Raw genomic sequence first — 19,755 nt, 5'->3', positions numbered from 1 at the left:
GGCGCAGCGTCTTGCGGGCGCTGCGCATCAAAGATGACGAAATCGGCACAATCGCTGCCCGCCGGCGGCGCCTCGTGCGAGAATGTGGCCATGGATACCGCTAAAAAGGGAGGCGCCCGCCTGGCACTGGGCGCAAACATCGCCGACGTGTTCTTTGCCGAGCCGTTGTTCGACGCGCTGCCGGACGTGGTGTTTTTCGTGAAGGATGCGCAGGGCCGCTACGTGGTGGTGAACCAGACCCTGGTCAAGCGATGCGGCTTGAAGCACAAGGATGCGCTGCTGGGGCGCACCTCGGCGGAGGTGTTCGCGCGGCCTTTCGGCCAGAATTACCTGGCGCAGGACGAGGCGGTGCTGGCAGGCGGGACGGAGATCGCGGATCAGCTGGAATTGCACCTGTACCCGAACCGCGACCCGGGCTGGTGCCTGACCCGCAAGATGGCGTTGCGCGACGCATCGGGCGTCATCGTGGGGCTGACCGGCATTTCGCGCGACCTGGCAATGGAGGACAGGAAGAATTCGGCCTACCAGAAGGTGGCGGCGGCAGCGCGGCTGATACAGGAACGCTACGATCAGCCCTTGCCGCTACCGGAGCTGGCGCGCACCGCGAATATGTCGGTGGCGCAGCTGGAACGCTATTTTTTGCGCATCTACCAGCTCACGCCGCGCCAGGTCATCATCAAGACCCGGCTGGACGCGGCGTCGCGCATGCTGGCGGGGGAGGGCAGCGTGGCGGAGATTGCCCTGGCTTGCGGCTATGGCGATCACAGTGCCTTCACCCGCCAGTTCCGGGCCACCGTTGGGGTGACGCCGACGCAGTATCGGCGGATTACGCTGCGCTAATCCGCCCTACGCCGTCACGTGCCGTCACGTGACGTCGGGCCGTAGGGCGGATTAGGCGCCAGCCGTAATCCGCCGCACACCGTCACCCTTCCTCGCGCCAGCGGCGCAGCCACACGGCGCCGGCGATCATGGCCACGCCGGCCGCCACGCCCACCCACAGCGTCGGATTGCCCAGCGTGCTCCAGGAAGCGGTGAACAGGTCCGCATTGCGCACATGATCGGCGCCGTGCTGCACCAGCTGGTTCGGCTCGATCCGGCTGTGCATGAACCAGTTGCCCGGCGCGACGCCCAGTAGCAGGCGGCTGACGACGTTCTCCATGAACCATCCCTGCGGCATGCCCAGCGCGAAGATCTTGTTGGCCCAGGCAACCAGCATGGCTGTCACCAGCGGCGCGCCCACGGCCCACAGGAACACCTTGGAGCGCGCCCAGCTCGACACCAGCAGCAGCCAGCCCACGGTCGGCAGCGCCCAGAGCATGTACACCGGCATTAGCCCCAGCAGGCGCAGCGGCGACAGGTAGAAGGACGGCGACGACAGCACGGGGCCGAGCAGGTTCAGGCCGTGCATCGCCATGCTGATGCCGAGCAGCAGGGCGACCGTCACCGACAGCGCGATGCCGATCAGCACACTGACCAGCGGTATCGCCACGAGTGCCAGCACCACCTTGGACAGCACCGTCATCTGGTCCGATACGGGCAGCGATTTCCAGAACAGCAGGCTGCGGTCGCGGCGGTCGTCATGCAGGGCGCCGAGGCAGTAGAAGAACACCAGGATGCCCAGTATCAGCAGGATGGGCACCGAGAACGCCATGTAGATATCGGCCAGCATGGCGATGGTGGTGTCGCGCGCTTCGCCGCCCAGCTCCACGCTGAGCTTGCCGGCGCTGCCCTCGAAAGCCATGTTGCGGCCCAATAGCAGGCCGCTCAGGGTCAGCAGGATAATCAGCCCTGCCACCACGGCCGGCGTCCACACCACCATGCCCTTGTGCTCCCAGAACTCGCGCTTGATCAGCCATTTCATCGTTTTCATTCGTAGCTCCCTTTCATGGTGGCGACAAACAGGTCCGCAACGCTCGGGGTGCGGGTCTCGCCGAATTTTTCAAGCTGCGCGCGAGAGGCGCCGTCGAACAGCATCACCGCCTTGCCGAACACGCTGCGCTGCGTCATCGGCGCCAGCGCGGTGGCCGCGCTGATGTACTGCGGCTCCACCATCACCTCCGTGTAGCGGTCGCCGATTTCTTCCATCGACGCCGCCAGCGTGATCTTGCCGTCGCGGATGAACATCAGGTCCGTCAGGATGTTCTCCACTTCCTCGATCTGGTGGGTGGTGATGATGATGGTCTTGTTCTCGTCGAAGTAGTCTTCCAGCAGGTTGTGGTAGAACTGCTTGCGGTACAGGATATCCAGGCCCAGCGTGGGTTCGTCCAGCACCAGCAGCTTGGCGTCGATGGCCATCACCAGCGCCAGGTGCAGCTGCACGATCATGCCCTTGGACATGGCCTTGACCTTCATCTCCGGTTCCAGTTTGGTATGCGCGATGTAGCGTTCGGCCTTCTCGCGGTTAAAGCGCGGGTGCACGCCTTCCACGAAATCGATCGCGTCCTTTACCTTCAACCAGCGCGGCAGGATGGCCACGTCGGCGATGAAGCACACCTCGTTCATCAGCGCGTCGCGCTGCTTGCTCGGGTCCAGGCCCAGCACCGACAGCTCGCCCTCGAACTGGGTCAGGCCGAGGATGGCTTTCAGCGTGGTGGTCTTGCCCGAGCCGTTGGGGCCGATCAGGCCGACGATGCGGCCGGGCTGGATCTCGAAACTGGCCTGGTCCAGCGCCAGTTTCTTGCCGTAGCGCTTGCTCAGGTTGCGGGCGGTGATCAGGGCGCTCATGCCGGCGCTCCCGGCGAGCCGCCAGCCTGCGTGGCGCGCAGCAGCTGCTCCAGGTCCAGCCCCAGGCGGCGGATGCGTTCCACCATCGCGGGCCACTCTTCGCGCACAAACCGTTCGCGTTCGGTGGCCAGCAGTTTTTCGTGAGCGCCTTCGGTAACGTACATGCCTAACCCCCTTCGTTTTTCAACCAGGCTTTCGTCCACCAGTTCCTGGTAAGCCTTGGATACGGTAATCGGATTCAATTGGTAGTCTGCGGCAATCTGCCGCACTGACGGCAGGGCGTCGCCCGGCTTGAGCAAGCCGTCCAGCATCATGCCGAGCACCCGCTCCTTGAGCTGGCGATAAATCGGCGTGTTGTCATTCCACATACATGCGTCCTCCGGTGATGTGATGAAGTGGTGTTGTAGTGAACTATAACACTAGATTTGAGTGCCGCAAGTGTTTTTTTTGCACGGCTTTATCGGGACAGGCGCTGCAGCAGGGCGAGGGCGTTGGCGGCAGCGGCGCCGGAGGCGGTGTTGTCGAAGATGCACCACGCGTCATGGCCATCGCCGACGCGGCCTGCCAGGCTGGCGGCGGCCTGGTCCAGGTAATCGTCGTCGTAGGAGGAGAAGTAGACGCGCGGACTGCCGTGCAGGCGGGCGTAGGTTGTGGCGGTGGTGGCCACGTGCGGGCCGGGCTGGCCCTTGGGCGGATCGGCGATCACGCGGGTGACGGCGGCATCGCCCAGCACGGCGCTGGCGGCGTCGCCGAACCAGCTGGGGTGGCGCGCTTCGCAGGCGATCATGCAGCCGAAGTGCGCGCGGGCCAGCGCGAAGAACGCGGCGGCGGTGGCGGCGTCGAATTGCAGGCTGGGCGGCAATTGCGCCAGCACGCAGCCCAGCTTCCCGCCCAGGCTCGCCGCCTCGGCGGCGAAGCGCTGCATGGCTTCGGCGCAGTCCTGCAGGCGCTGCTCGTGCGTCATGAGCTTGGGCGCCTTCACGGCGAAACGGAATTCATCCGGCACGCTGGCGGCCCAGCGTTCATAGGTCTGCGGCTGGTGCGGGCGATAGAAGGAGGAATTGATTTCGGCGGCGTTGAAGACGGCGGCGTAGCGCTGCAAACTGCTGCCTTCAGTGGGAAATGCATCGCTGGATGCGCGTGGGATGGACCAGCCCGCGCATCCGATTCTCGCTACCGCCATGGCGCCTCCGTCGTAGATGAAATACACTCTACGGCACCCGGGCGCAGCATGTCGCCCGCTTTACGGAAATCAAGATGACCTTTACGCCAAACCGCCGCCGGCTGCTCGCCTTCGCCACCGCTGCCGTTGCAGCTTCCGCCGCCGGCCTGCTGGTCTCGTGCGCCGGCCTGATCGGCCCGCGCCAGTTCGAGGTGCCGCTGGAGCGCCTGCAGAAAAACCTGGGCCAGCGTTTCCCCGTCAACCACCGCGTGCTGGGTGTGTTCGACGTCCAGTTGAGCAATCCGCAGTTGAGCAGCGTGGGGCAGAACGACCGCATCGCCTTGTCGGCGGATCTGGCCGTGTCGCCCATGCTGATGCGGCAATCATGGCGCGGCAGCCTGGCGCTGTCCGGGCGGCTGGTGGTGGACAACGTGCGCAACGCGGTCTTCCTCAGCGATGCGCAGGTGGACCGTTTCGCCATCGACGGCGTAGCCGAATCGCAGCAGCGGCAGATTGCCGGCGCCGCCAACATCCTGGCGGACAAACTGATACGCGACGTGCCGCTCTACAGTTTCAAGCCGGAAGACCTGCGCTACGCCGGCGTGCAATTTGTCCCCACCGGCATCCGCACCACGCCCACCGCGCTGGTGATCATGCTGGAGCCGGCCACGCAGACCGCGCAGCGCTAAAGCCCGGCGCGATCCGGCGTGACATTCCGCGTACATTTTCAGGGCTGCGGGCGGCGATAATGCAGCCTTTCGTTGACTGAGGTAGCTATGCCGTACATTGGTGCCGGACTCCATATTGCCATTGCGCTGTTCTTCGCCGTGCACGCCGTGCGCTCGCGGCAGCAGACCTACTGGCTGTTCATCCTGTTCTCCTTCCCGCTGCTGGGCAGCATCGTCTACTTCCTGGCGATCTACCTGCCGGATTCGCGCCTCGAGCACGGCGCGCGCAAGGTTGTCGCTGTCGCGGCGCGCACGCTGGACCCTGGCCGCGAACTGCGCGAAGCGCGCGCCGCCTTCGACTACACGCCCACCGCCCAGAACCAGATGCGCCTGGCGCAAGCCCAGCTCGAAGCCGGCGCCGCGGCGGACGCCGCCGCCACCTACGACGCCTGCCTGAGCGGCGCCTTCGGCACCGACCTCGAAATCCGCCGCGGCGCCGCGCGCGCCAACCTGGCCTGCGGCCGCGTGGCCGAAGCCATCGCCCACCTCGACTTCATCATGCGCGCCAACCCCGGCTTCCGCGCCGAAGAAGTGGCGCTGCTGCGCGCGCAGGCGCTGGGCGCGAGCGGCCGCAAGGACGAAGCGCGCGCCGCCTTCGAAGACGCGCTGGCCCGCTTCGGCAGCTTCGCCGTGCGCGCCGAATTCGCCATCTGGGCCGCCTCAGTGGGCGACACCCAGCTGGCCGCCGCGCAGCGCCCCGAACTGGAGCGCGTCATGCAACGCTGGAATCGCCACAACCGCGACCTCAACGCAGACCTCATCCGCCGCTTGACCGCCGCTTACTCCGCTTGAGCGAAGGCCTCCGGCGCCACGCGGCAGGCGTTGGCGATGAAGGAGACGGAGTGGTAGTAGCCGCACAGGGCGAGGATTTCCAGGATCTGGTCCGGCTGGTAGCTGGAGCACAGTTCTTGCCATGTTGCGTCCGTGATGGTGGCGCTGTCGTGCAGTTCATCGACGGTGCGCAGCAGCAGGGTGGTGGCGGCGGTGGTGGCGGCAGCTTGTGTGGCGGCGATGTCGTCGGCGCTCAGGCCGGCCGCGCGCGCGAACAGCGCCTGGTGCACGCCCGATTCGTAGTCACAACCGCAGCGCGCGCAGGTGCGCAGGATGACCAGCTCGCGCTCGCGCAGCGTAATGGCGCCGGGATCGAGCAGGTTGCCGGCGAACAGGCGCTGCAGCACGCGCGGGCTGTGCGCCAGGGTGCGGAACAGTGCCAGCGGCGCCATACCCGGCGGCATGATGCAGTCGAACGATTGCTGGATAGCGGGTGCGTAGGGCGCGTCCAGCGGGGCAATTCTTGGTGCGTGCATGACAGTCTCCTGGTTGGGTGGTACACTCCGATGCTACGGATAACGTAGCATAATTCAAGGAGGCTTTCATGGCAACGCCGAAACCGGGCATGCCGGTGCGCGGCTCGCGCAGCGGGCGGCCCATCATGGCTGCGCTCGACCTGCTGGGCAGGCGCTGGGTGATGCGTATCATCTGGGAACTGCGCGCCGAGCCGCTGACCTTCCGCGAGCTGCGCGCGCGCTGCGACGACATGTCGCCCACGGTGCTGAATCAGCGGCTACACGATTTGCGCGAGGCCGCTATTATCGAGCTGGCCGAGGAGGGCGGCTATGCGCTGAGCGTGCTGGGCGCGGGGCTGCTGGAGTCCATGGGACCGCTGCTGAACTGGTCGGAGAAATGGCAGCGCGCACTGAACAAGGAAACGACATGACCACACTTTCGCATCACTTGCTGACGGAGGCCTACAACAACGCCTGGGCCAACCACCGCCTGCTGGAGGCCTGCGCGCAACTGAGCCAGGAGGAATTCGAGGCGCCGCGCACGGGTTTCTTCCCGTCGATCCGGGCCACGCTGAACCATATCCTGACGGTGGACTGGTTCTACATCGACGCGCTGGAACGCGAAATGCGCGGCGCCGAGCCGCATCCGAATTACCTGAGCTTCTTCGAGCGCGACCAGCCTTGCGGCACCTGCGCCGAATTGCGCGCCGCGCAGAAGGATGCGGACCGGCGCCTGATAGAGTACTGCCAGCAGTTGAAGGACGATGAGCTGGGCCGCGTGGTGACCATCCTGCGCATCGGCTCCGTGCAGCGCGACAAGCGCTACCGCCTGCTGGCGCATGTGTTCGGGCACCAGACCCACCATCGCGGACAGGTGCACGCCATGCTGTCCGGCACCAGCGTGGCGCCGCCGCAGCTGGACGAGTTTTTCAGCGCTGGGGAAGCGGACCTGCGCGAACAGGATTTCAAGGAACTGGGCTGGACCGAGAAAATGATCTGGGGCTGATCCCCGAGGAGACCGCAATGACCATCACCATTACTGCTTTCGAATGTTCGCCCGACCGCGGCCAGGGCCTGGCGCGCGACACGCGCGTGCGCTGGGCGCTGGAAGAAGTGGGCCTGCCATACCAGGTGCGCCACCTGACGTTCCAGACCATGAAGGAGGCGGCCCACCTGGCGCTGAATCCCTTCGGCCAGATCCCCACCTTCGAGGAAGGCGAGCTCGCCATCTTCGAAACCGGCGCCATTATTTTCCACATCGCGCAGAACCACGCCGGCCTGCTGCCGGACGAAGCCAACGCCCGCACGCGCGCGGTCACCTGGATGTTCGCCGCGCTCAACACCGTCGAGCCTCCCATCCTGGAGTTTTCCGGCATGCGGATCTTCGAGCGCGACAAGCCCTGGTACCAGGACCGCATGCCGATGATAGAGGACCGCGTGCGCACCCGCCTGGACCAGCTCTCCGCCCGCCTCGGCGACGCTGAATGGCTGGACGGCCCGTTCAGCGCGGCCGACCTGCTGATGATATCGGTGCTGCTGCGGCTAAAGCCATCGGGCATGCTGAACAACCACCCGGTGCTGGCCGCCTACGTCGCGCGGGGCGAGGCGCGGCCCGCGTACCAGCGCGCTTTCGAGGCGCAGCTGGAAGACTGGCGCATGGGATCTCAGCGCGCCGCGGCGTCGTAGGCCGCCACCGGCGCGTGCTGCGCCATCAGCTCGGCCACCCAGTCGATAAACACGCGTAGTTTTTTGCTTACGTGCCGCCGGGGAGGATAAGCCACGTACAGTGGCATCGGATCGCTGCGCCAGTCCGCGAACAGCGGCATCAGCGCGCCGCTGGCAGCGTGCGCCTTGGCCATGTACTCCGGCAGCCACAGTACGCCCAGCCCGGCCAGCCCGGCCGCCAGGTAGGCGTTGCCGTCGTCGATGGTGAGGATATGGCGGCCCTGCATTCTCACGCTCTCGCCGCCCTTGTGCATGGCGTAAGGGAAGCCGTCGTCGCTGCCGGACCAGCGGTACTTCACGATGCGGTGGCCGCCGTCCTGCAATTCGGCCGGATGCCGTGGCGTGCCAGCGCGCGCCAGATAGGCCGGCGCCGCATACACGCCCAGCTGCAAATCGCCCACATGCCGCGCCGCCAGCGACGGGTCGGCGATGGCGCCGCCGCGCACCACGCAGTCGACGTTCTCCCCAATGAGGTCCACCTTGCGGTCGCTGGCGCCCATGTCGAACTGGATCTCCGGGTAGCGCGCGTGGAATTGCGGCAGCGCCGGCATCAGTATGATCGCGGCGAAAGGGCTGGGCACGTCCACCCGCAGCACGCCGCCTGGCGCAGCGGACGCGCCGGGCAGGCTGGATTCGACGTCTTCCAGCTCGGCCAGCACGCGCACGATGCGGTCGTAGTACACGGCGCCGTCTTCGGTCACGTTCACCCTGCGCGTCGTTCGGTTCAGCAGTTTCAGGCGCAAGCGCGCTTCCAGCTGCTGCACCAGCTGCGTCACCGTGGTCCTGCTCATGTGCAGCGTCTGCGCCGCCTTCGTGAAACTGCCTGCTTCCACCACCCGAACGAAAGCTTTCATTGCGTCGAACCTGTCCATGCACGCCTCCTTGATTGTTTGAATTATACAAACAGTCTTGGTGCGGAATGCTGGTTTATCCGTGAGGCGCATGCAGGTAAAGTCCTGCCTACACCCTTCCTGATGGAGTTTCACATGACTGCACGTGACGTAGTTTTCGCGCCGGGGCGCCAGGCCCTGTATGAAAAAAACCGCTATTCCCCGGCCGTGCGGGCCGGCGGCTTGCTGTTCGTGTCCGGCCAGGTCGGCAGCCGCGAGGACGGCTCGCCGGAGCCGGAACTGGAAGCCCAGGTGCGGCTCGCGTTCAAGAACCTGAACGCCATCCTCGACGCCGCCGGCTGCACGTTTGATGACGTGCAGGATGTCACCGTTTTCATCGTCGATCCGGAGTCGAAGTTCGAGCGCATCTGGAGCGTGGTGCAGGAGTTCTGGGGCGAGGCACCGCATCCTACCGTTACCGCCGTGGGCGTAACCTGGCTGTACGGCTTCCAGTTCGAGATCAAGGTGGTCGCCAGGCTCCCGGACTGACGGCGAGCGCCTAGGCGGCTAGCTTGTTAGCTGTTAGCTTGTTAGCTGCTGCCGCGCTGCACCAGCTCGAAGCCCGTGTTGACGGACCTGGCGCCCGCCGCGCTGGTGCCGTCCATGCGCGCCAGGATGGCCTGCGCCGCCAGCGCGCCTATCCGGGCGCCGTCCACGCGGATGGTCGACAGCGGCGGCACGGTGTGGCTGGAAAAATTCAGGTCGCCGAAGCCCACCACCTTTAACTGCTCCGGCACCTTCACGCCGCGCGCGGCCGCTTCGATCAGCGCGCCGTGCGCCAGCGTGTCCGAGCTGCACACGATGGCGTCCAGGTCCGGGTGCACCTGCAGCAACTGCGCCAGGCCTTCGCGGCCCAGGGGCAGGGTGCCGGGCACCGGCGCCGTATGCGTGGCCACCACGCCCACGCCTTGCTTGGCCAGCGCCACCTGCAAGCCCTGGTTGCGGCGCGCCGCGCGCGGGTCGCTGGCGGTGAGAATGGCGAAGCGGCGGCAGCCCTGCTGCAGCAAATGCGTGGCCGTGGCGTGGCCCACTTCCTCGTGCGAGAAGCCGATCACCATGTCGATCGGCGTCGGCGTCATGTCCCAGGTCTCCACCACCGGCGTGCCGGCCTGCTGCAGGCGGCGGCGCGTGCTGTCCGTGTGCAGCGTGCCGGTAAGGATGATGCCGTCCGGGCGCCGGCTCAGGATGGTCTCCACCAGGATCTCCTCGCGCCACTCCTCGTAGCCCGAAAAGCCCAGCAACAACTGGTATCCCGCCTCGGTCAGCTTGTCGCTGGTGCCTTGCACCATGTCGGCGAAGATCTGGTTGGAGATGGTGGGCAGCACCAGCGCCACCAGCTTGCTGCGGCTGGCCGCCAGGCCCCCCGCCTGCAGATTTTTCGCATAGCCGGTTTCCTGCACCGCCGCCTGCACCTTGGCCAGCGTGTTGGGCCGCACCAGGTGCGGCTGGTTCAGCGCGCGCGACACCGTGATGGGCGACACGCCCGCCACGCGCGCCACGTCCACCAGCGTGGCGCCGCTCACGTGCAGCTGCGCCGTGGGCGTGGAGAGCAAACGAAGTTCCGCTTTGTCTTTTTTCATGTTGTACGACGACCACCTTATTATGGTAGGATTTGATGTAACTGGACTGAACTATATATCATTTTCAATCATTTGGAGTGCAAGATGCAAAACCCGACCCCGCTGATCACTGCCATGCGTGTCATTCCCGTGGCCGGCCGCGACAGCATGCTGCTGAACCTGAGCGGTGCCCACGGCCCTTATTTCACACGCAACATCGTGCTCATCACGGACAGCGCCGGCAACACCGGCGTGGGTGAGGTGCCGGGCGGCGAGGCCATCCGCAAGACGCTGGAAGATGCGCAAGCCATGGTGGTGGGGCAGTCCATCGGCAACTACAAGGCCATCCTGAACGCCGCCCGTGCCGCCTTCGCCGGGCGCGACGCCGGCGGCCGCGGCTTGCAGACCTTCGACCTGCGCATCGCCGTCCACGCCGTCACGGCGCTGGAATCGGCGCTGCTCGATTTGCTGGGCCAATTCCTGAACGTGCCGGTCTGCGCCCTGCTGGGCGACGGCCAGCAACGCAGCGCGGTGCCGGTGCTGGGCTACCTGTTCTACATCGGCGACCGCAGCAAGACCGACCTGCCGTACAACAGCGAGCCGAATGCCGCCGACGCCTGGTCGCGCCTGCGCCATGAAGTGGCGATGACGCCGGAAGCGGTGGTGCGCCTGGCCGAAGCGGCCTACGAGCGCTACGGCTTCAAGGACTTCAAGCTGAAGGGCGGCGTGCTGCGCGGCGAGGAGGAGATCGAAGCGGTGACGGCGCTGGCCGAACGTTTCCCGGACGCGCGCATCACGCTCGATCCGAACGGCGCCTGGTCGCTGCAGGACGCGATCCGCCTGTGCCGCGACCAGCACCACGTGCTGGCCTACGCGGAAGACCCGTGCGGCGCCGAAAACGGCTACTCCGGCCGCGAAGTGATGGCTGAATTCCGCCGCGCCACCGGCCTGCGCACCGCCACCAACATGATCGCCACCGACTGGCGCGAAATGGGTCATTCCATCCAGCTGCAATCGGTGGACATCCCGCTGGCCGACCCGCACTTCTGGACCATGGAAGGCTCGGTGCGCGTGGCGCAGATGTGCAGGGAATGGGGCCTGACCTGGGGTTCGCATTCGAACAATCACTTCGACATTTCGCTGGCCATGTTCACCCATGTGGCGGCCGCCGCGCCGGGCAACATCACTGCCATCGACACGCACTGGATCTGGCAGGACGGCCAGCGCCTGACCAAGGCCCCGCTGCGGATCGAGGGCGGCCAGATCCAGGTGCCCGCCAAGGCCGGGCTGGGCGTGGAAGTGGACGTGGACGCCATTGATGCGGCGCACCAGGTCTACCTGGGCATGGGCCTGGGTGCGCGCGACGACGCGGTGGCGATGCAGTTCTACTTCCCCGGCTGGAAGTTCGACAACAAGCGCCCGAGCTTCGTGCGCTGATTATTTTTCGGCTGGAACGGGCTTCGGCGTTACGCGGATAGCCTGGTTCAACTTCTCCATCGTGGCGGCCGGGATATCCAGGCTGCACACGATGTGGCGCTTCAGGCCGGGCGGCACGTCCGGTACTTCATACTGCACCACGCTCTCCAGCGACTTGCTGCGGCTGCGCGAGTAGTGCCAGTCGGTGCGGTCGGACAGCATGTAGGAAACCCGGTCCGCCGCCACCATCTGTATCATGCCCGCGCTGTTGACGTTGCTGAGCATCTTGCGGTTCGCGCTTTGCCTGATGCGCGCGTCCAGTTCCGCCCCGTAGGAGGAGCCGTCCAGCAGGCCGATGGTCAGCGCGGGGTCGGCCAGCATGGACGCCAGCGTGGCGTGCGCCCGGACCTGCGCCACCGCCTTCGGCGCGATCAGCACCAGCTGCGTGGGGTCGGTATAGACCGGCAGTGAGTATTGCGCAATGGCGGCCCGCTCGGGCAGGTAGTACCAGCCTATCGAACAGTAGTTGCGCATGCCGGTGCGGAAGCGCGACCAGATGCGCTTCTGCGGCTCGCGCACGAAAGTAGCATCGATGCCGGCGGCGGCAAACAGCGCCTTGCCGTAGGCGAGCATGAAGCCCTTTTCGAGTCCGTCTTCAATGTAGTAGTAGGGCGGCTTTTCGGACCAGGCCACCGTGATGGCCGGGGCCGGGGCCGGGGCGGCGGCCAGCGCTGGCGCCAGTGCCGGGACCAGCAGCGCGAGCAGCGGTAGCAGCGCAGGGAGTGCAGAAGGGGCAGGAAGGGCAGCAAGGGCAGCAAGGGCAGCAAGGGCAGGGGCCGCGCGTCGTCTGTTCATTTTTCTTGCATGACGGGTTTTGCGGTGGTGCGTATCGCCTGGTTCAACTTGTCCATCACGGCGGCGGGCACGTCGCGGCTGCACAGTACGTAGCGCTTGAGGCCGGGCGGCAGGTCCGGCACTTCGTACTGCACCAGCCCGGCCAATTGCTTGTTACGCGGCCGCATGTAGTTCCAGTCATTGCGGTCGGTGAGCAGGTAGGAGGCGCGGCCGGCGGCCAGCATCTGCACCATGTTCGACGTGGGCACCGTGCGGCGCATGATCTGGTTGGCGCTTTGCTTGATGCGGGCGTCCAGTTCAGGGCCGTAGGACACGCCGTCGATCACCCCCAGCGTCAGCGTCGGATCGGCCAGCAGGGAGGCCAGCGTGGCGTGCGTGCGCACGCGCTCCACGGCGCCCGGCGCCACCAGGATGGTTTGCGGCGGATCGGTGTAAATCGGCTGGGAATACTGGGCGATCTCCTCGCGTTCCGGCAGGCGGTACCAGGCGATGGAGCAGTAGTTGCGGGTGCCGTCGGCGAAGCGGCTCCAGATGCGCTTGTGCGGCTCGCGCACGAATTGCGCATCCACGCCGGCATTGGCGAACAGCTGCTTGGCGTAGGCCAGCATGAAGCCCTTTTCGAGGCCGTCCTCCAGATAGTAGTACGGCGCCTTGTCGCGCCACGCCACCGTGACGGGCTGCGCGGAGGCTAGCGTGGCGGCCAGCAGCAAAGGCGTAGCCAGTAGTAAGCCTGGATTCATCGGACCGCACATTTCACATTGATAACTGATTATACGCGGGGACCTGCGCCAGGTTCCATATGAAGAATGTAGCGGTGTGTAACATAACCACCGATAATCACCGCGATGATCGGGGCCGAAGTCAGCCGATCACCGCACCGTCCAGGCCGTGGCGGGTGATGGCGCCGTCGGCGGCGATGGCGATCCAGCCGCCGCGCGGCGGCGCGGAATGCGGTTCCCAGTCCGGCAGCACGTAGCGGCGCTTGCCGTCCACTTCGTGCAGTGCGGGGCGGTGCGTGTGGCCATGGATCATGATGCTGGCGCCGGTCTGCTCGAAGATGTCGGCAATGGCCTGCGGCGTGACGTCCATGATTTCATAGGACTTTTCGGTATGCGCCTTGCGGCTGTTGTCGCGCAGGCCGGCGATGATGGCCTTGCGCTGGGCCAGCGGCATGGCCAGGAACTGCTGCTGCCACGCGGGCTGGCGCACCTGGGCGCGGAATTCCATGTACTTCACGTCATCGGTGCACTGCGCGTCGCCGTGCAGCAGCACCACGCGCTGGCCTGCGATGTCGGCCACCCAGGTTTCGGGCAGGATGGTGGCGCCGGATGCGGCGGCAAAGCCGTCGCCGGCCAGGAAGTCGCGGTTGCCGGCGATCCAGTACACGGCCACGCCGGCGTCGCTGACGCGGCGGATGGCGGAAGTGATCTCTTGATGGAACGGTTCGGCGAGGTCGTCGTCGCCCGCCCAGTACTCGAACAGGTCGCCGAGCAGATAGAGTGCTGCGGCAGCCGGCGCCTGCTGCTCCATGAAGGCATGGAACGCCGCCGTGATGGCGGGTTGGGCCGGCTGCAGATGCAGGTCGGAGATAAAGAGCGCGCTGATGCGCTTGGTGCTGTCGGCCTGCATCGGGTGCTGCGGATTAAACGGCTTCGACTTTCTCGATGATGATGTCTTCCACCGGCACGTCGGCGAACATGCCGCTGCGGGTGGTCTTGACTTTCTTCATCGCGTCCACGACTTCCTGGCCTTCGGTCACTTTGCCGAATACGGCGTAGCCCCAGCCGTCCTGGCCTGGGTAGTCCAGGAAGGAGTTGTTCTTCACGTTGATGAAGAACTGGGCCGATGCCGAGTGCGGCGCCGAGGTGCGGGCCATGGCCAGGGTGTACGGCTCGTTTTTCAGGCCGTTCTTGGCTTCGTTTTCCACGGTGGTGTCGGCCGGCTTTTGTTTCATGCCTGGCTCGAAGCCGCCGCCCTGGATCATGAAGCCGTCGATCACGCGGTGGAAGATGGTGTTGCTGTAGTGGCCGGCGTTCATGTAGGCCAGGAAGTTCTCCACCGTTTTCGGCGCTTTTTCAGCGTCCAGCTCAGCGGTGATCTTGCCCATGTTGGTGGTGATGACGATAGTGGTCATGATAATCCTTGAGGTTATGTGTTCGGTACAGGGCCGCGACTATACAGCAGGCGCGGCCAAAGCGCTATTTTACTGCGTCACCGGAACGGGCGTTTTGAGCACCGTAGCGGACGTGATGACGATGGGTTTCACGGGGATGTTCATGAAGATGCCCTTGTCGTCCACCAGCACGCCCTTGATCTTGTCCACCACTTCCTGGCCCTTCACCACCTTGCCGAACACGGTGTAGCCGTAGCCGTCCTGGCCCGGGTAATCGAGGCCGGTGTTGTCCACCACGTTGATGAAGAACTGGGCGGTGGCCGAGTTCGGGTCGCCGGTGCGGGCCATGGCCACGCTGTAGGTTTCATTCTTCAGGCCGTTCTGCGATTCGCTCACCACCGGCGGCTTGGTCGGCTTGCTCTTCAGGTCCACGGTGTAGCCGCCGGCCTGGATCATGAAGCCGTCGATCACGCGGTGGAAGATGGTGCCCTTGTAGTGGCCGCTCTTCACGTAGGACAGGAAATTGGCCACCGACTTGGGCGCTTTTTCCTGGTTCAGCTCCAGCACGATTTCACCCTCGGTGGTCTTCAGCGACACTTGCGGGGTGGGATTGGGGACGCGCGTCGCGGCGGCGGGGGCCGCTGCCACGGCGCCCGACAGGGCCACGCCGGCGAACAAGCTCATGAATTTGGCCAGCAGGGTCTTGGTGTCTTGCATTTGGTCATCCTTTTTATGTATGTTCTGATAAAACCTGACCAAGATCGGGGCAGTCCGGTTTTTATCAATGCTATACTAAGCGTTGACGTTTCATTCTAGCAAACTAGAACAACAAGATACCGAGGGTCTGTCAGTCTCCACGGACTATGCTTGAGAGCCCGGTGCGGCACCAGAAGTGCCCGCGCCCGGTTTTCGTATTGTCTGGCTGGCTTGCACTTAACAAAAACGCAAGAGTCCGATGAGCAATTTAAAGATTTACAACACGCTGGCGCGCGAGAAGCAAACATTCGTACCGATGGAAGCGGGCAAGGTCCGCATGTATGTCTGCGGCATGACGATCTACGATTACTGCCATATCGGCCACGGCCGCATGATGATGGCGTTCGACGTGGTCTACCGCTGGCTGAAGGCATCCGGCTACGAAGTCACCTACGCCCGCAACATCACGGACATCGACGACAAGATCATCAAGCGCGCGGTGGAAAACGGCGAAACCATCGGCCAGCTCACCTCCCGCTTCACCAAGTACATGGACGAGGACACCGCCGCGCTGGGCATCCAGCCGCCGACGCTGGTGCCGCGCGCCACCGAATACGTGCCGCAGATGCTGGCGCTGATCGAAAAGCTGGAAGCGAAGGACCTGGCCTATCAGGGCGAGGACGGCGACGTGAACTACGCCGTGCGCAATTTCGCCGGCTACGGCAAGCTGTCCGGCAAGTCGCTGGACGACCTGCGCGCCGGCGAGCGCGTGGACGTCAACACCGGCAAGCGCGATCCGCTGGACTTCGTGCTGTGGAAGGCCTCCAAGGAATCGGAGCCGGAAGAAGTGAAGTGGGATTCCAAGTGGGGCAAGGGCCGTCCCGGCTGGCACATCGAGTGCTCGGCCATGTGCGCGTCGTTGCTGGGCGACCAGTTCGACATCCACGGCGGCGGCGCCGACCTGCAGTTCCCGCACCACGAGAACGAGATTGCGCAGTCCGAAGGCGTGACCGGCCATGCGCTGGCCAACTACTGGGTGCACAACGGCTTCGTGCGCGTGGATAACGAGAAGATGTCCAAATCGCTGGGCAACTTCTTCACCATCCGCGACGTGCTGAAAAAGTACGACGCCGAAGTGGTGCGCTTCTTCATCCTGCGCGCCCACTACCGCAGCCCGCTGAACTACTCGGACGCCCACCTGGACGACGCCAAGGGCGCCCTGACGCGCCTGTACACCGCGCTGGACGGCGTGCAGGGCGACGGCCAGCCGCTGGACTGGACCGAAGCCAACGCCAGGCGTTTCGCCGAAGCTATGGACGACGACTTCAACACGCCGATGGCCGTGTCGGTGCTGTTCGACCTGGCCACGGAGCTGAACAAATCGAAGTCGCCCGCCGTGGCGCGCCAGCTGAAAGAGCTGGCCGCCGTGCTGGGCCTGCTGGAGCGGGCGCCGCAAGCCTTCCTGCAAGCCGGCGTGGGCGAAGCCGGCGGCGACGCTGCCGCCATCGAGCAGCAGATCGCCGCCCGCGCCGCGGCCAAGAAGGCGCGCGACTTCGCGCTGTCGGACAAGATCCGCGCCGACCTGCTGGCGGCCGGCATCGTCCTCGAAGACAAGCCTGACGGCACCACCAACTGGCGCCGCGCATAATGGTGAAGGCCACGGACATGATGGGGGCGCAGTCCCCAGCGGTAGCAGTGCCGCCGTACTGGGAAGAAGCCAAGCAGGAGCTCATGAAGCGCGACCGCATCATGAAAAAGCTCATCCCGCAGTTTGGCGACCTGCACCTGGTCGGCCACGACGACCCGTTCACGACCCTGGCCCGTTCCATCGTCAAGCAGCAGGTCACGCCCAAGGCTGCCGCTGCCGCCTGGCAGAAGTTGCTGGCGGCCTGTCCGAAGTTCACCCCGGCCGCCGTGCTGAAAGCCGGCGCCGAGGAACTGTCCGCCTGCGGCCTGTCCAAGCGCAAGACCGAATACATCCTGGACCTGGCCGACAACTTCAAGGCCAAGAAGGTCCACGCCAACCAGTGGGACCAGATGGATGACGAAGCCGTCATCGCCGAACTGGTGCAGATCCGCGGCATCACCCGCTGGACAGCGGAGATGTTTTTGATATTTAATCTGCTCCGCCCCAATGTCTTGCCGCTGGACGACCCCGGTCTGATCCAGGGCATCAGCCAAAATTATTTCTCCGGCGAGCCCGTTTCCCGCAGCGATGCGCGCGAAGTGGCTGCCAACTGGGAACCCTACCGGACCGTCGCCACCTGGTATTTATGGCGTAGTCTGGACCCGGTTCCGGTAGAATAGCGAAAAATTCGCCCTGCGCGAGGCTGGCCCCTGGGCCGCGCCCGCCATCCGGGCCATAACACGGAGGTACAATGACCAAGACAACTTTCCTCAATTTTGAGCAACCGATTGCGGAACTCGATTCCAAAATTGAAGAACTGCGTTTCGTGCAAGACGACTCGGCCGTCGACATCTCCGAGGAGATCGACCGCCTGGCCAAAAAGAGCCAGCAGCTGACCAAAGACATCTACGCCAAGCTGACCCCCTGGCAAGTGGCGCAGATCGCGCGCCACCCGCAGCGTCCCTACACCATGGACTATGTGAACGAGATCTTCACCGACTTCCATGAACTGCACGGCGACCGCAGCTACGCGGACGACCAGTCCATCGTCGGCGGCCTGGCGCGCTTCAACGGCCAGGCTTGCATGGTGATCGGCCACCAGAAGGGCCGCGACACCAAAGAGCGCGCCATGCGCAACTTCGGCATGCCCAAGCCGGAAGGCTACCGCAAGGCCATGCGCCTGATGAAGCTGGCAGAGAAGTTCAACCTGCCTATTTTCACCTTCGTCGATACGCCCGGCGCCTTCCCCGGCATTGACGCCGAAGAGCGCGGCCAGTCCGAGGCCATCGGCCACAACCTGTACGTGATGGCGGAACTGAAAGTGCCGCTGATCGCCACCATCATCGGCGAAGGCGGCTCCGGCGGCGCGCTGGCGATTGCCGTGGGCGACCAGGTGCTGATGCTGCAATACGCCACCTACTCGGTGATTTCGCCGGAAGGCTGCGCATCGATCCTGTGGAAGACCAGCGAGCGCGCGGCCGACGCCGCCGAAGCGCTGGGCCTGACCGCGCACCGCCTGAAAGCCATCGGCCTGATCGACAAGATCGTGTCCGAGCCGCTGGGCGGCGCCCACCGCGACCCGAAAGCCATGGCCACCATGCTCAAGCGCGCGCTGGCCGACTCGCTGCGCCAGTTCCACGGCATGAAGACCAAGGACCTGATCGCCGCCCGCCATGAGAAGCTCATGAGCTACGGCAAGTTCAAGGAAACCACGCCGCAAGAGTAAGCAGCGCCGCTTGCTGAGACCAGACCGGAGCCGGCGCCAGCCTGCTCCGGTTTTTTGCATTACGGCGGCGCACGACCGGCGGGTTACGGCTGCGCCTAACCCGCCCTACGCGCAGCCCGCAGCACGCGGCCCGCAGTCCGTATCCCGAATCCCGTATCCTGTAGGGCGGGTTAGCGCAGCGTAACCCGCCGTGATCCGCCCGCCCCCCGGAGTCCCCATGAAAAAGCAGCAAACCGCCACCCTCGCCAGCACCTTCGCCGGGGCGCTCGCCACCGCGCAGCACGGCGGCCGCATCGCCATCGCCCTGAGCGGCGGCCTCGACTCCTCCGCGCTGCTGCACCTGGCGCACGCGTGGTCGCAAGCGCAAGCGCAGGCGGAGCAGGGCGCCGCCACGAACCTGTACGCCTTCCACATCCACCACGGCCTCAGCCCCAACGCTGACGCCTGGCTGGCGCACTGCGCGCAGCAATGCGCCGCCCTCGGCATCACCTTCGAAGCGCGCCGCATCATGCTGGAAAACGCCCGCAAGAGCGGCATCGAAGCGGCCGCGCGCAAGGCCCGCTACGCCGCCCTGGGCGCCCTGTGCGCCGAACACGGCGTGAAGCTGCTGCTCACCGCCCACCACCAGGACGACCAGGCCGAAACGGTGCTGCTGCAGCTGCTGCGCGGCTCCGGCACCGCCGGACTGTCCGGCATGGACGCCGCCAACACCGCGCCCGAGCTGCTGGCCAACCCCGAGCTGGTGATGATGCGCCCCCTGTTGCCCGCCTCGCGCAAGCAGCTCGAAGCCTATGTGGCGCAGCACGGCATCGCCCACATCGAAGACGAATCGAACGACGACCCGCGCTATGCCCGCAACGCCCTGCGCCACACCGTCATGCCCGCCCTGGCGCAATACTTCCCCGGCTTCCAGGAACGCTTCGCCCGCAGCGCTCAGCACGCCCAATCCGCGCAGCGCCTGCTGACCGAACTGGCCGAACAGGACCTGGCCGCCGCCCTGGACGGCGATTGCCTGCAAGTGGCCAGGCTGCGCGAGATGAGCACCGACCGCGCCTACAACCTGCTGCGCCACTGGTTCGCGCTGCGCGGCCTGAGCATGCCGTCCACCGCCTGGCTGGCCGAAATGCTGGCCCAGCTGCTCGAAGCGCGCCACGACACGCAAATGCTGGTGGTGCATCCCGAAGTGGACGTGCGCCGCCACCGCGACCGCCTGCACCTGATCCCCAAGCTGCCCGACATCGCCGGCAC

At 65.5% G+C, this 19,755-nt stretch carries 23 protein-coding genes and 1 pseudogene; 12 read left to right on the top strand and 12 right to left on the bottom strand.

Annotated elements, in window-relative coordinates; all coding sequences use genetic code 11:
• The first annotated feature begins 90 nt into the window (after positions 1 to 90).
• Positions 91 to 840, top strand: coding sequence for a helix-turn-helix domain-containing protein (locus ACFJI2_RS15805; RefSeq protein ID WP_377700888.1), 750 nt, complete (start codon positions 91 to 93; stop codon positions 838 to 840).
• A gap of 82 nt (positions 841 to 922) precedes the next feature.
• On the opposite strand, the gene ACFJI2_RS15800 is transcribed toward ACFJI2_RS15805, so the two are convergent.
• From ACFJI2_RS15800 to ACFJI2_RS15785, 4 genes are all read right to left on the bottom strand, one after another.
• Positions 923 to 1,870 carry a hypothetical protein gene (locus ACFJI2_RS15800; protein WP_107870310.1) on the bottom strand — a complete coding sequence of 316 codons (948 nt, stop codon included), beginning with the start codon at positions 1,868 to 1,870 and terminating at the stop codon, positions 923 to 925.
• On the bottom strand, positions 1,867 to 2,724 hold the full coding sequence (locus ACFJI2_RS15795) for an ABC transporter ATP-binding protein (protein ID WP_107870308.1): 858 nt from the start codon (positions 2,722 to 2,724) through the stop codon (positions 1,867 to 1,869). The genes ACFJI2_RS15800 and ACFJI2_RS15795 overlap by 4 nt, the downstream gene beginning before the upstream one ends.
• Positions 2,721 to 3,092 (bottom strand): GntR family transcriptional regulator, encoded by a 372-nt coding sequence (locus tag ACFJI2_RS15790; RefSeq protein ID WP_107870306.1) that lies wholly within the window; start codon positions 3,090 to 3,092, stop codon positions 2,721 to 2,723. The genes ACFJI2_RS15795 and ACFJI2_RS15790 overlap by 4 nt, the downstream gene beginning before the upstream one ends.
• A gap of 89 nt (positions 3,093 to 3,181) precedes the next feature.
• Complete coding sequence (locus ACFJI2_RS15785; protein ID WP_377700887.1) at positions 3,182 to 3,907, bottom strand: DUF72 domain-containing protein; 726 nt, start codon at positions 3,905 to 3,907, stop codon at positions 3,182 to 3,184.
• A 74-nt stretch (positions 3,908 to 3,981) separates the two neighbouring features.
• On the opposite strand from ACFJI2_RS15785, the gene ACFJI2_RS15780 reads away from it, so the two are divergent.
• On the top strand, positions 3,982 to 4,575 hold the full coding sequence (locus ACFJI2_RS15780; RefSeq protein WP_107870305.1) for a DUF1439 domain-containing protein: 594 nt from the start codon (positions 3,982 to 3,984) through the stop codon (positions 4,573 to 4,575).
• 87 nt (positions 4,576 to 4,662) lie between these two features.
• On the top strand, positions 4,663 to 5,406 hold the full coding sequence (locus tag ACFJI2_RS15775; protein ID WP_377700886.1) for a hypothetical protein: 744 nt from the start codon (positions 4,663 to 4,665) through the stop codon (positions 5,404 to 5,406).
• Here ACFJI2_RS15775 and ACFJI2_RS15770 read toward each other — a convergent pair.
• Complete coding sequence (locus ACFJI2_RS15770; RefSeq protein WP_377700885.1) at positions 5,394 to 5,921, bottom strand: carboxymuconolactone decarboxylase family protein; 528 nt, start codon at positions 5,919 to 5,921, stop codon at positions 5,394 to 5,396. The genes ACFJI2_RS15775 and ACFJI2_RS15770 overlap by 13 nt on opposite strands.
• 68 nt (positions 5,922 to 5,989) lie before the next feature.
• On the opposite strand from ACFJI2_RS15770, the gene ACFJI2_RS15765 reads away from it, so the two are divergent.
• Genes ACFJI2_RS15765 through ACFJI2_RS15755 form a run of 3 tightly spaced genes read left to right on the top strand, consistent with a single transcriptional unit; the run spans position 5,990 to position 7,586 of the window.
• Entirely contained in the window at positions 5,990 to 6,331 is a 342-nt protein-coding gene (locus tag ACFJI2_RS15765) for a helix-turn-helix domain-containing protein (RefSeq protein ID WP_107870299.1), read from the top strand.
• Positions 6,328 to 6,906 (top strand): DinB family protein, encoded by a 579-nt coding sequence (locus ACFJI2_RS15760; RefSeq protein WP_377700883.1) that lies wholly within the window; start codon positions 6,328 to 6,330, stop codon positions 6,904 to 6,906. Before ACFJI2_RS15765 ends, ACFJI2_RS15760 begins: the two co-directional genes overlap by 4 nt.
• Positions 6,907 to 6,923: 17 nt before the next feature.
• Positions 6,924 to 7,586 (top strand): glutathione S-transferase family protein, encoded by a 663-nt coding sequence (locus tag ACFJI2_RS15755; RefSeq protein ID WP_377700881.1) that lies wholly within the window; start codon positions 6,924 to 6,926, stop codon positions 7,584 to 7,586.
• On the opposite strand, the gene ACFJI2_RS15750 is transcribed toward ACFJI2_RS15755, so the two are convergent.
• Complete coding sequence (locus ACFJI2_RS15750) at positions 7,565 to 8,497, bottom strand: LysR substrate-binding domain-containing protein (RefSeq protein WP_377700880.1); 933 nt, start codon at positions 8,495 to 8,497, stop codon at positions 7,565 to 7,567. The genes ACFJI2_RS15755 and ACFJI2_RS15750 overlap by 22 nt on opposite strands.
• A gap of 114 nt (positions 8,498 to 8,611) precedes the next feature.
• On the opposite strand from ACFJI2_RS15750, the gene ACFJI2_RS15745 reads away from it, so the two are divergent.
• Entirely contained in the window at positions 8,612 to 9,004 is a 393-nt protein-coding gene (locus tag ACFJI2_RS15745) for a RidA family protein (protein ID WP_377700879.1), read from the top strand.
• A 41-nt stretch (positions 9,005 to 9,045) separates the two neighbouring features.
• On the opposite strand, the gene ACFJI2_RS15740 is transcribed toward ACFJI2_RS15745, so the two are convergent.
• Positions 9,046 to 10,095 carry a LacI family DNA-binding transcriptional regulator gene (locus ACFJI2_RS15740; RefSeq protein WP_377700878.1) on the bottom strand — a complete coding sequence of 350 codons (1,050 nt, stop codon included), beginning with the start codon at positions 10,093 to 10,095 and terminating at the stop codon, positions 9,046 to 9,048.
• Positions 10,096 to 10,179: 84 nt separating this feature from the next.
• On the opposite strand from ACFJI2_RS15740, the gene gudD reads away from it, so the two are divergent.
• A complete protein-coding gene (gene gudD / locus ACFJI2_RS15735; protein ID WP_377700877.1) occupies positions 10,180 to 11,511 on the top strand; it encodes a glucarate dehydratase in 1,332 nt (443 codons plus the stop codon).
• Here the strand turns inward: gudD and ACFJI2_RS15730 are convergent, their stop codons facing one another.
• From ACFJI2_RS15730 to ACFJI2_RS15710, 5 genes are all read right to left on the bottom strand, one after another.
• A complete protein-coding gene (locus ACFJI2_RS15730; protein WP_377700876.1) occupies positions 11,512 to 12,345 on the bottom strand; it encodes a substrate-binding periplasmic protein in 834 nt (277 codons plus the stop codon). It lies immediately after the preceding gene.
• Positions 12,342 to 13,085 (bottom strand): transporter substrate-binding domain-containing protein, encoded by a 744-nt coding sequence (locus ACFJI2_RS15725; protein WP_165930317.1) that lies wholly within the window; start codon positions 13,083 to 13,085, stop codon positions 12,342 to 12,344. Before ACFJI2_RS15725 ends, ACFJI2_RS15730 begins: the two co-directional genes overlap by 4 nt.
• A 121-nt stretch (positions 13,086 to 13,206) precedes the next feature.
• Complete coding sequence (locus tag ACFJI2_RS15720) at positions 13,207 to 13,974, bottom strand: UDP-2,3-diacylglucosamine diphosphatase (RefSeq protein WP_377700875.1); 768 nt, start codon at positions 13,972 to 13,974, stop codon at positions 13,207 to 13,209.
• Between the two features lie 13 nt (positions 13,975 to 13,987).
• Positions 13,988 to 14,479 (bottom strand): peptidylprolyl isomerase, encoded by a 492-nt coding sequence (locus tag ACFJI2_RS15715; RefSeq protein WP_107870281.1) that lies wholly within the window; start codon positions 14,477 to 14,479, stop codon positions 13,988 to 13,990.
• A gap of 69 nt (positions 14,480 to 14,548) precedes the next feature.
• Entirely contained in the window at positions 14,549 to 15,175 is a 627-nt protein-coding gene (locus ACFJI2_RS15710) for a peptidylprolyl isomerase (RefSeq protein WP_377700874.1), read from the bottom strand.
• Positions 15,176 to 15,413: 238 nt separating this feature from the next.
• Here ACFJI2_RS15710 and cysS point away from each other — a divergent pair, with 238 nt between their 5' ends.
• The 4 genes and pseudogenes from cysS to tilS all read left to right on the top strand — a co-directional run.
• Positions 15,414 to 16,802, top strand: a complete 1,389-nt coding sequence (cysS, locus tag ACFJI2_RS15705) for a cysteine--tRNA ligase (protein WP_377700873.1) — start codon at positions 15,414 to 15,416, stop codon at positions 16,800 to 16,802.
• Positions 16,802 to 17,461, top strand: a complete 660-nt coding sequence (locus tag ACFJI2_RS15700) for a DNA-3-methyladenine glycosylase (protein ID WP_132137516.1) — start codon at positions 16,802 to 16,804, stop codon at positions 17,459 to 17,461. Before cysS ends, ACFJI2_RS15700 begins: the two co-directional genes overlap by 1 nt.
• Positions 17,462 to 17,532: 71 nt before the next feature.
• On the top strand, positions 17,533 to 18,507 hold the full coding sequence (locus tag ACFJI2_RS15695; RefSeq protein WP_107870275.1) for an acetyl-CoA carboxylase carboxyltransferase subunit alpha: 975 nt from the start codon (positions 17,533 to 17,535) through the stop codon (positions 18,505 to 18,507).
• Positions 18,508 to 18,724: 217 nt separating this feature from the next.
• Positions 18,725 to 19,711 (top strand): annotated as a pseudogene (tilS, locus tag ACFJI2_RS15690) (tRNA lysidine(34) synthetase TilS); the annotation flags it as partial.
• Between the last annotated feature and the right edge of the window lie 44 nt (positions 19,712 to 19,755).

It is taken from the genome of Pseudoduganella sp. UC29_71 (assembly GCF_042693265.1).
Taxonomy (GTDB): domain Bacteria; phylum Pseudomonadota; class Gammaproteobacteria; order Burkholderiales; family Burkholderiaceae_D; genus Rugamonas.
Note: the sequence above shows the minus strand (reverse complement) of the source record. Positions and strands in the feature narration are given on the sequence as shown.